This window comes from Bacillus sp. NTK074B, from assembly GCF_017303375.1.
GTDB lineage: Bacteria > Bacillota > Bacilli > Bacillales > Bacillaceae_B > Rossellomorea.
The window spans coordinates 314,791-329,586 of sequence record NZ_JAFKOH010000002.1 but is presented as its reverse complement, the minus strand read 5'-3'; the positions used below and the strand labels follow the sequence as shown (position 1 = coordinate 329,586).

The window sequence follows — 14,796 nt, the reverse complement described above, 5'->3', positions numbered from 1 at the left end:
GTAGATTGTGAGATTATTTCTTGCAATCTGCTTTTTTAGATTATATACTACTATTAGTACCTAGTACTAATACTGGACGGTGTTGATATTGAGACTTTCAAAAAAAGAAAGACAGGGAAACCTGGCAGATACGATTAAAGAGAATCCCTTCATTACTGATGAAGAATTAGCCGAACGATTTCGGGTGAGTGTCCAAACAATCCGTTTGGATCGTATGGAATTATCAATACCTGAGCTTCGTGAACGAATAAAGTATGTGGCCGAGAAATCGTTTGAAGACGAAGTAAAGTCATTGCCCATTGAAGAAGTTATTGGAGAAATTATTGATATAGAATTAGATCAAAGTGCTATTTCTATTTTTGATGTAAAGCGAGAGCATGTATTTGTCAGAAATGGAATTGCAAGGGGGCATCATCTGTTCGCTCAAGCAAACTCCCTTGCAGTAGCCGTCATTAATGATGACCTGGCCTTAACCGCCAAGTCAATGATCCGATTCACCAGGCCTGTAAGAGAAGGGGAGCGGGTTATAGCGAAAGCGAAAGTGATACATATGAAAGATCAAAAGGACCGAACAACGGTAGAAGTTCAAAGTGCAGTCGGTGGTGAGCTCGTTTTTACTGGTGAATTTGAAATGTATCGCTCTAAAAAATCTGTAAAGGATGAAGAGTAGATGAAATTAGCCGTTGATGCAATGGGTGGAGATCATGCCCCGAAAGAGATCGTTCTTGGTGTGAAGCGTGCATTAAATGAATTTAATGATATTGAAGTGCTATTATACGGTGATAAAGAACAGATCAAACAATATATCACTCCTTTAGACCGGTTGACAATCGTGCACACAAATGAAGTAATCGAAGGAACGGACGAGCCTGTCAGAGCTGTAAAGCGTAAAAAGAACGCGTCGATGGTATTGATGGCTCAGGCGGTCAAAAACGGGGAAGCAGATGCGTGTATCTCTGCGGGGAACACTGGTGCTCTGATGACGGCCGGTCTATTTATCGTCGGAAGAATCGAGGGCATCGAACGCCCGGCCCTGGCTCCAACTTTACCTACCCTGGACGGGAAAGGATTCCTTATGCTTGATTTAGGAGCAAATGTTGATGCGAAACCGGAGCACCTTGCTCAATATGCCCTCATGGGGAGTATTTATGCCGAAAACGTGATAGGAATTAAAAATCCACGGGTAGGATTATTGAATATCGGGACAGAAGATAAAAAAGGAAATGAATTAACCAAGCGGTCATTCCAGTTATTAAAGGACCTGCCGATCAATTTCGTCGGAAATGTAGAATCCAGGGACTTACTCGATGGACCTGCCGATGTAGTCGTAACAGATGGCTTCACTGGGAATATGGTATTGAAGACCATAGAAGGAACGGCCCTTTCTGTCTTTTCCATGCTAAAAAAGACCTTTACTTCATCAACGAAAAACAAAATTGCGGCCGGATTGGTCAAGAATGATCTTAAAGGATTAAAGAATATGCTTGATTATACAGAGTATGGCGGAGCAGGATTGTTTGGACTTAAGGCCCCGGTAATCAAAGCACATGGTTCTTCAAATGAAGTGGCGCTTTACAATGCCATGAGGCAGGCAAGGGAAATGGTAAAACACGACGTTTCCAATACTATTAAAGATGCTATTAAGGGGAGTGTGGAATAATATGAGTAAAATTGCGTTCATCTTTCCCGGACAAGGGTCCCAAACGGTCGGGATGGGAAAAGATTTAGCCGAACAATATCCTGACGTACAATCGTATTTCACGAAGGCTGATGAACGATTGGGTTCAAAGCTTTCTTCAGTGATATTTGAAGGTCCTCAGGAAGAACTTACCCAGACTACGAATGCCCAGCCGGCATTATTAACGACGAGTATGGCCATACTTGATCGTTTAAAAGCTGCAGGTATTACCGCGGACTATACAGCAGGGCACAGCTTAGGTGAATATTCTGCCCTTGTTGCTTCAGGTGCCGTAGGATTTGAAGATGCGGTGTATGCCGTCCGTAAAAGAGGGGAATTCATGGAGGAAGCGGTACCGGGTGGAGAAGGCACGATGGCGGCTGTTCTGGGTATGGATAGAGATCCCCTAAATGAGATTACTGATCTAGTGACGAAAGAGGGGCATATTGTCGGGCTCGCGAACTTGAATTGCCCTGGGCAGATCGTCATTTCAGGTACCGTGAAGGGTGTGGAGCTTGCTTCAGGAAAAGCGAAAGAAGCCGGTGCCAAAAGGGTTATCCCCCTTCAAGTCAGTGGCCCTTTCCATTCTCAATTGATGAAGCCCGCAGCGGATAAATTTGTATCGATCCTGGATTCGATTATGATTGAAGATGCGGCTGTACCGGTCATAGCGAACGTGACCGCGAAACCTGTGACCGAACGTGAAGAAATCAAACGTTTATTGATTGAACAATTATTCTCCCCTGTTCAATGGGAAGGTACCGTTGAGAAGCTTCTTGAATTGGGCGTGGATACATTTGTGGAAGTAGGACCGGGTAAAGTCCTTTCGGGATTAGTGAAAAAAGTAAACAGACGAGTGAAGACTTATTCCGTTCAAGATGAAGCTTCCTTGGAACAAGCCATTCAAGCGTTGAAGGAGGAAGCGTAAATGAATTTAGATGGTAAAGCGGCACTCGTAACAGGAGCCTCACGGGGGATCGGAAGAGAAATTGCCATTGAACTGGCCCGGCAAGGCTGTAATGTTGCAGTCAATTTTGCCGGCAGTGAAGCAAAGGCAAATGAAGTGGTGGATGAAATCAAGAGATTAGGCAGAGAGGCATTCGCTGTCCAGTGTAATGTTTCTGATAGTGAAGCAGTTCAGGCAATGGTGAAAGAAACGATCGCTCAATTCGGTTCCGTTGATATCCTGGTGAACAATGCCGGCATCACGAAAGATAATCTGTTGATGAGAATGAAGGAAACTGAATGGGATGATGTCATCAATATCAATCTAAAAGGTGTTTTCCTTTGTACGAAAGCCGTTACACGCCAAATGATGAAACAGAGAAGTGGTCGTATCATCAATATTTCTTCCATTGTCGGAGTGAGTGGCAATCCAGGACAAGCAAACTATGTGGCTGCCAAATCCGGTGTAATAGGATTGACGAAAACAACCGCCAGGGAATTGGCACCCAGGGGGATCACGGTAAATGCAATTGCACCAGGCTTCATTTCTACAGATATGACGGACCAGCTCCCTGAAGATGTACGCAATGAGATGTTAAAGCAAATTCCTCTCAGCCGTTTTGGGGACCCTAAAGATATCGCAAAGACAGTAACCTTTGTCGCTTCTGATTCAGCTTCATATATGACGGGACAAACTCTCCACATCGATGGCGGAATGGTCATGTAAAGGCAAGGAAAAAATAAAATATTCATCGTTTTCATGTATACTCTTTTCATTAGAGGTCAAAATGCTCTATAATACTTGAGGGGAGGTGACAAAAATGGCAAAAGTATTAGATCGTGTAACAAAAATTATTGTTGATCGTCTAGGTGTAGATGAATCTCAAGTAACTCTTGAAGCTTCTTTCAAAGAAGATCTAGGAGCTGACTCCCTTGATGTAGTTGAGCTGGTTATGGAACTTGAAGATGAATTCGACATGGAAATCTCTGACGATGATGCTGAAAAAATCGGCACAGTAGGTGATGCTGTGAACTACATACAAGCAAAGGCTTAATTGTCAGATTGAATTGACAGATGGCGCCTGTCATCTTATATTCAAACTATTTGAAACTTGGTAGGGGCTTCACCTCTACCAAGTTTATTTGTGTTATAACCTCACACTCAAGAAATTTTTGCGTAAATGATTTTTTTAGAATAAACTTGATTAGTATACATTGAGAACATATTAGCAAGGTGGAGTGCCTTATGCGAAAGCAAAGCAGAAATGGATTATCTAAACATAAAAATGACGTGAAATTCAAGACATTTCAAAATCAAATGGGAATTCAATTTAAAGACGAAAAACTCCTTAAACAAGCTTTTACTCATTCATCCTATGTGAATGAGCATCGTCGCAAGCCTTATGAAGACAACGAACGCTTAGAATTTCTCGGTGATGCCGTCCTGGAATTGACGGTATCTCAATTTCTCTTCAAGAAGTATCCCATGATGAGCGAGGGGGAACTTACGAAATTAAGGGCGGCCATCGTTTGTGAGCCATCCTTGGTGAAGTTTTCGATCGAATTGAACTTCGGTGAACTCATTCTCCTGGGAAAAGGGGAAGAAATGACGGGGGGACGGGAGAGACCGGCGCTACTTGCCGATGTCTTCGAAGCATTTATCGGGGCGGTATATTTGGATCAAGGGTTAGAAACAGTCGTGTCAATCCTTGAAAAAGTTGTCTATCCAAAAATTAATGTCGGTGCTTTTTCTCATGTGATGGATTATAAAAGTCAGTTACAAGAGCTGGTCCAAAGAGGCAGTGCAGGTATGATCGAATATAGTATTTTGGAAGAAAGCGGTCCGGCTCATAATCGTCAATTTATTTCCAGAGTGAGTTTAAATGATGAAGAACTGGGGATTGGAAAGGGCCGATCAAAAAAAGAGGCTGAACAGCAAGCCGCACAGAAGGCTCTAGATAAGTTAAAACAGAAGCTAGACGCTAAATAGGGGGAAAGAAGATGTTCCTCAAACAACTAGAAGTAATGGGGTTTAAATCTTTTGCAGAAAGAATATCCGTGGAGTTTGTCCCGGGTGTCACGGCAGTCGTTGGTCCAAACGGCAGTGGGAAAAGCAATATTATTGACGCGATCAGGTGGGTACTCGGTGAACAATCTGCCAAAAGTCTGCGCGGTTCTAAAATGGAAGATGTCATCTTTGCCGGCAGTGATTCCAGAAAAGCACTCAATATAGCGGAAGTAACACTAGTCTTGGATAACGAGGACGGTGCACTACCTATCGACTATAGTGAGGTCAGTGTCACAAGAAGGGTCTACAGGTCGGGAGATAGTGAGTATTTACTGAACAAACAGCCCTGCAGATTGAAAGACATCATCGAGCTTTTCATGGATTCTGGTTTGGGGAAAGAGGCATTTTCCATCATTAGTCAGGGGAAAGTAGAAGAAATCCTGAATAGTAAGCCTGAAGAAAGAAGAACGATCTTTGAAGAGGCTGCAGGAGTATTGAAGTATAAATCACGTAAGAAAAAGGCTGAGAATAAGTTATTTGAAACTCAAGAAAATCTTAATCGCGTGAATGACATCCTTCACGAATTGGAAGGACAGGTAGAACCCCTTAAGATACAAGCTTCTATGGCCAGGGATTACCTGGAGAAAAAAGAAGAACTTGAAAAGTTTGAAGTTGCCTTGACCGTTTATGACATAGAGGATTTACATAAGCAGTGGGAACGTCTTAGTGACGAATTCGAGAAACATGGGAAAGAGGAGCAGTCCCTTTCGGAATCAATCCAAACGAAAGAGGCAATCCTGACTCAAACGCGGGATAGAATTGCCGCTCTTGATGAGTCCATCTCAAACCTGCAGGAGGTCCTCCTTGCTACGAGTGAGGAATTAGAGAAACTCGAAGGTAGAAAACAGGTTCTGGTGGAACGCAAGAAAAATTCTTCCACAAATGAATTTCAGTTGAAGCAATCCATAGAGGAAGCAGATACTCAAATTAATCTTTTAGCTACCGAAAAAGAGAAAGCAGAGCTTGACTTTGAAAGAATCAATTCTGAAGTATCGGGGCTAAAAGAATTCCTCGCTACGAAACAAAATCAATTCAAGCATTATAATGAAAACATTGAAGATGTCATTGAATCGTACAAAAGTGATTATATCGAAAAACTGAATCAACAAGCTTCGGCGAAAAATGAAATACAGTACTTGAAGCAGCAGTTGGAACAGCAATCGAGCCGAAACGGCCGATTGGAGGCTGAAAACGAAAAATATGTCACTCAGCGTGAAGGATTACATTTGCGCCACAAGGAGAAGTCAAAAGAACTTCAGGAGCAAAAAGAACGAATCGAAGAGCATATTTACCTGTACCGGGAAGAACAGAAAAAACTTCAATCGGTGAAATCCAAATATGAAAAACAGGAAAAAACCCTTTACCAGGCCTTTCAATTCCTGCAACAAGCTAAATCCCGCAAAGAAATGCTGGAAGAAATGGAAGAAGACTATTCCGGATTCTTCCAAGGGGTGAAAGAAATCCTCAAGGAGCGTGCGGGTCGGTTAACAGGTATTCAAGGGGCTGTTGCAGAGCTTGTTACTGTTCCCAAGGCGTATGAAACGGCGATGGAGACGGCTCTCTCTGCATCTATGCAACATATTGTAGTAGACACCGAGGAAGATGGGCGTAAAGCGATTGCCTTTTTGAAGAAGAACCAATATGGCCGCGCCACTTTCTTGCCGATGGACGTGGTCAAAGGAAAATCAATTCCAGAAACTCAAAGGAATATGCTAAAAGGGCATCCTTCTTATGTGGGTGTGGGAACGGATCTTTTGAAATTTGAGGATCGCTATCAAATGATCATCTCCAACCTGGTTGGTAATGTCATCATCACGGAAAACTTAAAAGGTGCAAACGAAATAGCCAAGCTTGTTCAATATCGATATCGAATCGTTACGTTGGATGGAGATGTGGTCAATCCTGGTGGATCGATGTCGGGTGGTACCGTAAAGCAGAAGAAAAATTCACTCCTTTCCAGAAAAGGTGAACTTGAAGAGATGAAAGAAAAGCTTTCTGCTATGGAACACCAGACAGGCGCGCTTCAATCTCAAGTGAAGTCTCTCAAGGAGGAGAGCAGTTTCCGCGAGAAGAAACTGGAAGAAATGAGAGTGAAAGGAGAGAACCTGCGTCTCAAAGAGCAGGAACTTCTTTCGCAGCTTCGTGAAATCGAACTGTCCAACCAAAACCTGGACGAAAGGCTTTCTTTATACGACGTGGAAAAAAGAGATTTTGCATCAGTTAAGGAAAAACATGATTCCAGGACAAATGAATTGCTGGAGTCTCTCAAGGGAATAGGTGAAGAGATTTCGAATCTTGATCAAAAGATTAGCGAGTTAACGATACAGAAAAATAGTGAGCGCACCTCGAAAGATGCTTTGTTGAATGAAATCAGTGACATTAAGGCAGAACTTGCTGTGAGGAATGAACAGCTCGTTAACAGCCGCCATCAATTGAACAGAGTTCAAACTTCGATCGTGGAAACAACCAGGCGCAAAGAAAGTTTAGTGGATGACCTGGAGTGGCTGCACACCGAAATGAAGGATAACTTCTCTGGTGAGGAACAAATCGGTAAAAAAGCTGATGAATGCGCGCTTCAAAAGGAAGAAACATCTTCATTGATTGCAGTGCGTCGTGACGAACGCTCAACCCTTCAACAAACGGTGGAAGACGAAGAGCTGGACTTAAAAGAATTAAAGCGTCAGCATAAAGGGTTGGTTGGGGCATTAAGAGATGAAGAAGTGAAAATCAATCGTCTTGATGTGGAGCTTGAAAACCGTCTGGATCACCTGCGGGATGAGTATATGCTCTCGTTTGAGGCGGCAAAGGCTGACTATCCCCTTACGATAGAAGTCGATGAAGCGAGAAAGAAAGTCAAACTTGTCAAACTAGCACTAGAGGAGCTGGGGACGGTCAATCTTGGTGCGATTGATGAATATGAGCGTGTTAAGGAAAGGTATGAATTTTTAGTAGATCAAAAAAATGATCTGACAGAAGCAAAAGACACTCTCTATTTAGTCATTCATGAAATGGACACGGAAATGATCAAACGATTTGATCAAACCTTCACGAGTATCCAGCAGGAATTTGAAGGTGTGTTTAAAGCATTGTTTGGCGGTGGGCGAGCGCAGTTGAAGCTGACGGATCCGTCTGATCTTCTTCATACAGGTGTGGATATAGTAGCCCAGCCCCCGGGTAAGAAGCTTCAGAATCTTGGACTGATGTCCGGTGGGGAGAGGGCACTGACCGCCATCGCCCTGCTATTTTCAATATTGAAGATCCGGCCGGTACCATTCTGTATACTGGATGAAGTGGAAGCAGCACTGGATGAAGCCAATGTACAAAGGTTCAGCCAATATTTAAAAAAATTCAGTGACGAAACACAATTTATCGTCATTACTCACCGTAAAGGTACCATGGAAGAAGCCCACGTACTTTACGGTGTAACGATGCAGGAATCCGGTGTGTCGAAATTAGTATCTGTCAGATTACAGGAAACTAAGGAACTACTTGAAACTTAAATAAGGGTGTGGAAAAGTGAGTTTTTTTAAGAAGCTTAAAGATAAATTTACACAGTCGAGTGATAATGTATCAGAGAAATTTAAAGATGGCTTGAGTAAAACGAGAAACAACTTCACCTCTAAAGTGAATGACCTGGTCGCGAGATACCGCAAAGTCGATGAAGAGTTCTTTGAAGAGCTGGAAGAAATCCTGATCGGAGCGGATGTCGGCTTTGATACCGTCATGGAACTGATCGATGAACTTAAGCTTGAAGTGAAGCGAAAGAATATTCAAGATACGGAAGATATCCAATCTGTCATCTCGGAAAAACTTGTTGAAATCTACCAGGGGGACCGTGAAGAGGTCAGCAGCCTGAACATTCAGGAAGACCAGCTGACGGTATTACTATTTGTCGGAGTGAATGGGGTAGGTAAAACGACGACCATCGGGAAAATGGCTCATATGTTTAAAGAACAAGGGAAGAATGTTGTTCTTGCAGCAGGTGATACGTTCCGTGCGGGAGCTATCGAACAACTGGAAGTATGGGGTGAGCGTGTCGGGGTACCGGTCATTAAGCAGGCAGCGGGAAGCGATCCTGCGGCAGTGATGTTTGATGCCGTTCAATCTGCAAAAGCCAAAAAAGCAGACATTCTTATTTGCGATACAGCAGGTAGATTGCAAAATAAAGTAAATCTTATGAAAGAGCTGGAAAAAGTCAAGCGGGTGATTGAAAGAGAAATTCCGGGGGCACCTCACGAAGTATTGCTCGTTCTTGACGCAACAACTGGTCAAAATGCCATGGTACAGGCGAAAACCTTCAAAGAAGCAACAAATGTCTCAGGCATTGTCCTGACGAAGTTGGATGGTACAGCAAAAGGCGGGATTGTCCTTGCCATCAGAAACGAGCTAGAAATACCTGTGAAATATGTAGGTCTGGGAGAAAAGATGGATGATCTTCAGCCGTTCGACGCTGAAAAGTACGTATATGGGTTGTTTTCAAACCTTGTAGAACAAGAAGAAGAATAAATCCTAATCAATAGTGCAGCCTGATGAGAGACTCAGAAGATGTGGTCTTCAGGCTGCTCTTCTTTTTTGTAGAGCATTTAATGGGTTTTCCCTATGAATAATCCATAAGTATCCTTGACAAACACCTGTAAACACTGTATTCTTCATATGTAAAGGTTTTTCACTTAACAAGGAGGGATATCCGTGCTGGAGAAAACGACCAGAATGAATTATCTCTACGATTTTTATCAGTCTTTGTTAACTCCAAAGCAAAGAAGCTACATGTCTCTCTATTACCTGGATGATTTCTCATTGGGGGAAATCGCCGAGGAATATAGTGTTAGCCGGCAAGCAGTGTACGATAACATTAAACGGACTGAGGCCATGATCGAGGAGTACGAAGAAAAGCTTTTATTATTTAATAAATTTCAGGAACGCAACGAGATTCTTGATCAATTAAGACAAAAAATAGAAGAGCCATCAATTGATTCTTCTCATTGTTTAAAACTCATTGATGATCTTGAAATATTGGATTAGGAGGCGGCATGAATGGCATTTGAAGGATTAGCCGACCGACTGCAAGGTACAATTCAAAAAATCCGTGGAAAAGGAAAGATATCTGAAGCGGATGTTAAGGAAATGATGCGTGAAGTTCGTCTTGCTCTTTTAGAAGCGGACGTTAATTTTAAAGTGGTAAAGCAATTCGTCAAGAAAGTAAGTGAACGAGCTGTCGGACAGGAAGTCATGAAGAGCCTGACACCAGGTCAACAGGTCATTAAGGTTGTTCAAGAAGAGCTTACAAACTTGATGGGCGGCGAACAAAGTCAGATTGCCGTGGCAAAACGTCCTCCTACCGTCATCATGATGGTCGGTTTACAAGGAGCCGGTAAAACGACTACCACTGGTAAGCTTGCGAACCTGCTTCGAAAGAAACATAACCGCAAACCACTTTTAGCGGCTGCCGATATATACCGTCCCGCTGCCATCAAACAGCTTGAAACCATCGGAAAGCAATTGAGCCTTCCTGTGTTTTCAATGGGCGATCAGGTCAGTCCGGTGGAAATTGCGAAAAAGGCCATTGAAAAGGCAAAAGAAGAACATCACGATTATGTGCTCATTGACACGGCAGGGCGACTTCACATTGATGAAAACCTGATGGGAGAGTTAAAAGAAATTAAAGAACTCTCGAATCCTGATGAAATCTTCCTCGTTGTAGACGCCATGACGGGTCAAGATGCAGTGAACGTTGCCCAAAGCTTTAATGAAGCTCTAGGTATATCGGGAGTTGTGCTGACGAAACTTGATGGTGATACACGAGGCGGAGCAGCATTATCCATCCGTTCCGTCACTGAAAAACCAATTAAATTCGTTGGGATGGGCGAGAAGATGGATGCCTTGGAAGCATTCCATCCGGAGCGTATGGCTTCAAGGATCCTTGGTATGGGGGATGTATTGTCCCTCATTGAGAAAGCCCAAGCCAATGTGGATGAAGAGAAGGCGAAGGAACTGGAACAAAAAATGCGTACCATGTCTTTCACATTTGATGATTTCCTCGAGCAATTGGGGCAGGTAAAGCAAATGGGTCCCCTTGATGAGTTGCTCAAAATGATGCCGGGCGCCAACAAAATGAAGGGCTTGGATAAGCTTCAGGTCGATGATAAGCAAATCAGTCATGTCGAGGCGATTATCCAATCCATGACGGGTGATGAAAAAATTCATCCGGAAACCATTAATGCTTCACGTCGGAAACGGATTGCCAAAGGGAGCGGGACATCCATTCAAGAGGTGAACCGACTTCTGAAACAATTCGAGGATATGAAGAAAATGATGAAACAGATGAGTGGCATGCAAGGAAAAGGCAAGAAAAAAGGGATGAAATTCCCATTTATGTAAGCGATTCGTTCAATTTTCCTCAAAAAAAATTGAACTGTTAAGAAAAAACACTTTACAAACAAAATACACATTTGATATTATACTAACTTGTGTGAAACTATTCGGAGGTGCTTTAATAATGGCAGTAAAAATCAGATTAAAACGTATGGGAGCAAAAAAATCTCCTTTCTATCGTATCGTAGTTGCAGATTCTCGTTCACCACGTGATGGACGTCAAATCGAAACAGTTGGAACTTACAACCCGGTTGCTAAACCAGCTGAAGTGAAAATTGATGAAGAGTTGGCTCTTAAGTGGTTATCTAATGGTGCGAAACCATCAGACACAGTTCGTAACTTATTCTCTAAACAAGGCATTATGGAAAAATTCCACAATGCTAAAAACAGCAAGTAATCGATTAGGTCGATGAAAGATCTTATTCTAACGATTGTGAAACCCTTGGTGGACCATCCTGAAGCTGTCCGCGTCGATCTGGATGAAGGTACGAACGGTTTAACCTATAAGTTATCCGTTCATCCCGAGGATATGGGAAAGGTCATTGGGAAACAAGGGAGAGTAGCTAAATCGATTCGAACTGTGGTATACGCTGCAGCAGGATCTTCACAACAGAAGAAAATCTTTTTAGAGATAGTGGAGTGAGGAGGCTTTCATAAGCTCCTGACATCATCTTTAGGAATTAGGGGACTGACCCACAAAGGTTACTTGTTAGCCTTAAGACGTCAGTCCCCTTTTTCATAGGGATTATTGCCATTCAATGATATGATAGTAAGTAAGGCTATGAGACCGTCATACATGCCGCCACTCCCCTAAGAACACCCTTAAGGATCTTTACTTCAGTGAGGGGTGAATAGAAGGAGGAGGAAGAACTCTTGAAAGTGATACATACAATTACAATTAAACAGGTTCTGACTGAAAAAAGTAAGGACTTGCTGATGAGACGATATGAAAACCAGAAGTTTCATCTGAAAAAGGAAAGTGACCAGCTGCAATTCGAAATGAAAAAAATTGAGCGTGGAAAGAAATACCCGTCTGCTAAATTAAACCAGCATTTTGAAAAAGAATTAAATGAGCGTTCAGAAAAAATCAAACTTTTGGATTTTCAAATGGAACAGCTGGACATCCTGCCGATTGGAAGCGAGCTGAAGGAAAAGGAGCTCCAGGGTATGATGGACATCCAAGTTGGTGACAATTGGGAGGAAGAGACCCTTTCGAAGACGATTGTAATAGAAGATGGAATTGTGAAAGAAATACGTTAAAGCAAGAGGTGAATGTGATGGAAAAGTGGTTTAATGTAGGAAAGATTGTCAATACCCATGGTGTCAAAGGGGAAGTTAAGGTCGTTTCCACAACAGATTTCCCTGAAGAGCGTTATCAAAAAGGAAATACCCTATATCTGTTCCAAAATAAAGGACAAAATCCCACTGAACTTGTGATCAAATCTCACAGAAATCATAAAAGCTTTGATTTACTTACCTTCGAAGGTTTTGAAAATATCAATGAGGTGGAGAAGTTCAAAGAAGGAATACTGAAGGTTCAGGAAGACCAGCTGCAGGAACTCGGCGAAGGGGAATACTATCTCCACGAGATTGTAGGCTGCAAGGTCGTGACGACGGGAGGGGAAGATCTGGGTACCGTCAATGAGATCCTGAGCCCGGGTGCGAACGATGTATGGGTAGTGAAAGGCGAGAGGGGCAAAGAGTACCTCATCCCTTACATAGAGGATATAGTGATCAGTGTCGATATCGAGGAGCAGCTCATTACCATTGAACCGATGGAAGGGCTTTTATCATGATGAGAATGGATGTTCTGTCCCTATTCCCTGGAATGTTTGAAGGTATCTTCGGTGATTCAATCTTAAAAAAAGCGACTGAAAAAGAAGCCGTTTCGTATAATGTGATTAACTTCCGGGAATACGCGGACAATAAACATCATCAGGTAGATGATTATCCTTACGGCGGGGGAGCCGGTATGGTCTTGAAGCCCCAACCGATATTTGATGCAGTTGAGGCGTTGAAGAAAGAAGAAAAATCAAACCCGAGAGTCATCCTCATGTGCCCACAGGGAGAACGCTATACCCAGCAAAAGGCAGAGGAGCTTGCGAAAGAAGATCACCTCGTGTTTATTTGTGGCCATTATGAAGGCTATGATGAGCGAATCAGGGAGCATGTTGTAACAGATGAAATTTCAATAGGCGATTATGTCCTTACGGGTGGGGAACTTGGGGCAATGGTGGTCATCGATAGCGTTGTCCGCCTTCTTCCAGGGGTTCTGGGGAACGGGGATTCACCTATACTGGATTCGTTTTCGTCAGGATTGCTGGAGCATCCTCATTACACCCGTCCAGCCGATTTCAGAGGAATGAAGGTACCGGGCGAATTAATTTCCGGAAACCATCGTCTCATAGAGGAATGGAGAGAGAAAGAGAGCCTAAGGAGAACCTTTGAAAGAAGACCTGATTTATTGGATAGTTATACACTTACAGATCGGCAGAAGGCATGGATAGAAGAATGGAGAAAGTCTAAATAGACCCTTGCATCCTCCATGCCCGTATGATAATATATTCTTTGTGGCTTGAGGAGTTAGCTCCCAGAGTCATTGATCCCGATGTTCCGCTGCAATCTATCGCTTTTGTAAGAGCATCTGTTGGAAGGAGTTGAAAAAGATGCACAAATTAATCGAAGATATTACGAAAGAACAACTTCGCTCTGATCTACCATCTTTCCGTCCTGGTGATACAGTACGTGTACACGTTAACATCGTTGAGGGTACTCGTGAACGTATTCAGGTATACGAAGGAGTAGTAATCAAACGCCGCGGTGGCGGTATCAGCGAAACATTTACAGTTCGTAAAATTTCTTACGGTGTAGGTGTTGAACGTACTTTCCCAGTACACACACCAAAGATCGCTAAATTAGAAGTTATTCGTCGCGGTAAAGTACGTCGTGCGAAACTTTATTACCTACGTAACCTACGTGGTAAAGCGGCTCGTATTAAAGAAATTCGATAAGAACGTAAGAAAAGGAGCTTGGAGACAAGCTCCTTTTCCTTTTCCTAAAACCCTCATAATATTCGGCACAGGGCGGAATTTCGACTATTTTAGGGAAACCACCTTTTTTTAATGAGAATTAGAAGGATTTCTAGTAGAATAGAAAAAGATAGAAAATATTTTGGGTGGTGGAGATGTGGTTAAGGAAAAAAACGAGTGGTGGGAATGGATGAAGGCACTGCTGATTGCAGTAGGTTTAGCTGCTATTATCAGATTCTTCTTATTCGCACCTATTGTGGTTGATGGATTATCTATGATGCCTACTTTACATAATGGTGATCGAATGATTGTAAGTAAACTTGGCGAGCCTGAGAGGTTCGATATCGTCGTATTCCATGCGCCTGAACACAAGGACTATATCAAGCGTGTCATTGGATTGCCTGGAGATAAGGTTGAATATAAAAACGATACATTATATGTTAATGGAAAAGCTTATGCTGAACCGTATTTACAAGAATACAAAGATCAATTGAACGGCGGTGTCTTAACCGAAGATTTCACGTTGAAGGATATTACCGGTGAAGAAACTGTTCCGGATGGGGAAATCTTTGTCATGGGTGATAATCGTCGATTCAGTAAGGATAGTCGCCATATCGGGACGGTCTCGACTGATGAAGTGATCGGGGACACAAAAGTGATTTATTGGCCTGTTAAAGATTTCGGTTTGGTGAAATAATAGAAAA

Annotated in this window: 17 protein-coding genes; all 17 read left to right on the top strand. The window is 42.7% G+C overall.

What is annotated here, in order from left to right; translation table 11 throughout:
• Positions 1–88 precede the first annotated feature (88 nt).
• On the top strand, positions 89–670 hold the full coding sequence (fapR, locus tag JI667_RS04980; RefSeq protein ID WP_206850971.1) for a transcription factor FapR: 582 nt from the start codon (positions 89–91) through the stop codon (positions 668–670).
• Complete coding sequence (gene plsX / locus JI667_RS04975) at positions 671–1,660, top strand: phosphate acyltransferase PlsX (RefSeq protein WP_206850970.1); 990 nt, start codon at positions 671–673, stop codon at positions 1,658–1,660.
• 1 nt (position 1,661) lies between these two features.
• The gene (fabD, locus tag JI667_RS04970) at positions 1,662–2,606 is read left to right on the top strand and encodes an ACP S-malonyltransferase (RefSeq protein WP_206850969.1); all 945 of its coding nucleotides are present in this window, start codon (positions 1,662–1,664) and stop codon (positions 2,604–2,606) included.
• The gene (gene fabG, locus JI667_RS04965; RefSeq protein ID WP_206850968.1) at positions 2,607–3,350 is read left to right on the top strand and encodes a 3-oxoacyl-[acyl-carrier-protein] reductase; all 744 of its coding nucleotides are present in this window, start codon (positions 2,607–2,609) and stop codon (positions 3,348–3,350) included.
• 94 nt (positions 3,351–3,444) lie between these two features.
• The gene (gene acpP, locus JI667_RS04960) at positions 3,445–3,678 is read left to right on the top strand and encodes an acyl carrier protein (protein WP_206850967.1); all 234 of its coding nucleotides are present in this window, start codon (positions 3,445–3,447) and stop codon (positions 3,676–3,678) included.
• Positions 3,679–3,869: 191 nt separating this feature from the next.
• Entirely contained in the window at positions 3,870–4,613 is a 744-nt protein-coding gene (rnc, locus tag JI667_RS04955) for a ribonuclease III (protein ID WP_206850966.1), read from the top strand.
• An 11-nt stretch (positions 4,614–4,624) separates the two neighbouring features.
• Entirely contained in the window at positions 4,625–8,191 is a 3,567-nt protein-coding gene (smc, locus tag JI667_RS04950; protein WP_206850965.1) for a chromosome segregation protein SMC, read from the top strand.
• 16 nt (positions 8,192–8,207) lie between these two features.
• Positions 8,208–9,197: a signal recognition particle-docking protein FtsY gene (ftsY, locus tag JI667_RS04945; protein ID WP_206850964.1), complete on the top strand. Its 990-nt coding sequence runs from the start codon at positions 8,208–8,210 to the stop codon at positions 9,195–9,197.
• 204 nt (positions 9,198–9,401) lie between these two features.
• Positions 9,402–9,713: a putative DNA-binding protein gene (locus tag JI667_RS04940; protein WP_211201216.1), complete on the top strand. Its 312-nt coding sequence runs from the start codon at positions 9,402–9,404 to the stop codon at positions 9,711–9,713.
• Positions 9,714–9,725: 12 nt separating this feature from the next.
• Positions 9,726–11,069 carry a signal recognition particle protein gene (gene ffh, locus JI667_RS04935; protein WP_206850962.1) on the top strand — a complete coding sequence of 448 codons (1,344 nt, stop codon included), beginning with the start codon at positions 9,726–9,728 and terminating at the stop codon, positions 11,067–11,069.
• 118 nt (positions 11,070–11,187) lie between these two features.
• Positions 11,188–11,460 (top strand): 30S ribosomal protein S16, encoded by a 273-nt coding sequence (rpsP, locus tag JI667_RS04930; protein ID WP_032088859.1) that lies wholly within the window; start codon positions 11,188–11,190, stop codon positions 11,458–11,460.
• A gap of 12 nt (positions 11,461–11,472) precedes the next feature.
• The gene (locus JI667_RS04925; RefSeq protein ID WP_206850961.1) at positions 11,473–11,706 is read left to right on the top strand and encodes a KH domain-containing protein; all 234 of its coding nucleotides are present in this window, start codon (positions 11,473–11,475) and stop codon (positions 11,704–11,706) included.
• Between the two features lie 230 nt (positions 11,707–11,936).
• A complete protein-coding gene (locus tag JI667_RS04920; protein WP_206850960.1) occupies positions 11,937–12,323 on the top strand; it encodes a YlqD family protein in 387 nt (128 codons plus the stop codon).
• 17 nt (positions 12,324–12,340) lie between these two features.
• Positions 12,341–12,859, top strand: a complete 519-nt coding sequence (rimM, locus tag JI667_RS04915; protein WP_206850959.1) for a ribosome maturation factor RimM — start codon at positions 12,341–12,343, stop codon at positions 12,857–12,859.
• A complete protein-coding gene (trmD, locus tag JI667_RS04910; RefSeq protein ID WP_206851167.1) occupies positions 12,859–13,593 on the top strand; it encodes a tRNA (guanosine(37)-N1)-methyltransferase TrmD in 735 nt (244 codons plus the stop codon). The genes rimM and trmD overlap by 1 nt, the downstream gene beginning before the upstream one ends.
• Positions 13,594–13,729: 136 nt before the next feature.
• Complete coding sequence (gene rplS, locus JI667_RS04905) at positions 13,730–14,074, top strand: 50S ribosomal protein L19 (RefSeq protein WP_032088854.1); 345 nt, start codon at positions 13,730–13,732, stop codon at positions 14,072–14,074.
• 175 nt (positions 14,075–14,249) lie between these two features.
• Positions 14,250–14,789 carry a signal peptidase I gene (gene lepB, locus JI667_RS04900; RefSeq protein WP_368077879.1) on the top strand — a complete coding sequence of 180 codons (540 nt, stop codon included), beginning with the start codon at positions 14,250–14,252 and terminating at the stop codon, positions 14,787–14,789.
• The last annotated feature ends 7 nt before the right edge of the window (positions 14,790–14,796 follow it).

Coding starts and splice junctions, on each gene's coding strand:
- plsX (WP_206850970.1), top strand. CDS start 671: ATGAAATTAGCCGTTGATGCAATGGGTGGAGATCATGCCCCGAAAGAG.
- fabD (WP_206850969.1), top strand. CDS start 1,662: ATGAGTAAAATTGCGTTCATCTTTCCCGGACAAGGGTCCCAAACGGTC.
- fabG (WP_206850968.1), top strand. CDS start 2,607: ATGAATTTAGATGGTAAAGCGGCACTCGTAACAGGAGCCTCACGGGGG.
- acpP (WP_206850967.1), top strand. CDS start 3,445: ATGGCAAAAGTATTAGATCGTGTAACAAAAATTATTGTTGATCGTCTA.
- rnc (WP_206850966.1), top strand. CDS start 3,870: ATGCGAAAGCAAAGCAGAAATGGATTATCTAAACATAAAAATGACGTG.
- smc (WP_206850965.1), top strand. CDS start 4,625: ATGTTCCTCAAACAACTAGAAGTAATGGGGTTTAAATCTTTTGCAGAA.
- JI667_RS04940 (WP_211201216.1), top strand. CDS start 9,402: ATGAATTATCTCTACGATTTTTATCAGTCTTTGTTAACTCCAAAGCAA.
- ffh (WP_206850962.1), top strand. CDS start 9,726: ATGGCATTTGAAGGATTAGCCGACCGACTGCAAGGTACAATTCAAAAA.
- rpsP (WP_032088859.1), top strand. CDS start 11,188: ATGGCAGTAAAAATCAGATTAAAACGTATGGGAGCAAAAAAATCTCCT.
- JI667_RS04925 (WP_206850961.1), top strand. CDS start 11,473: ATGAAAGATCTTATTCTAACGATTGTGAAACCCTTGGTGGACCATCCT.
- rimM (WP_206850959.1), top strand. CDS start 12,341: ATGGAAAAGTGGTTTAATGTAGGAAAGATTGTCAATACCCATGGTGTC.
- trmD (WP_206851167.1), top strand. CDS start 12,859: ATGAGAATGGATGTTCTGTCCCTATTCCCTGGAATGTTTGAAGGTATC.
- rplS (WP_032088854.1), top strand. CDS start 13,730: ATGCACAAATTAATCGAAGATATTACGAAAGAACAACTTCGCTCTGAT.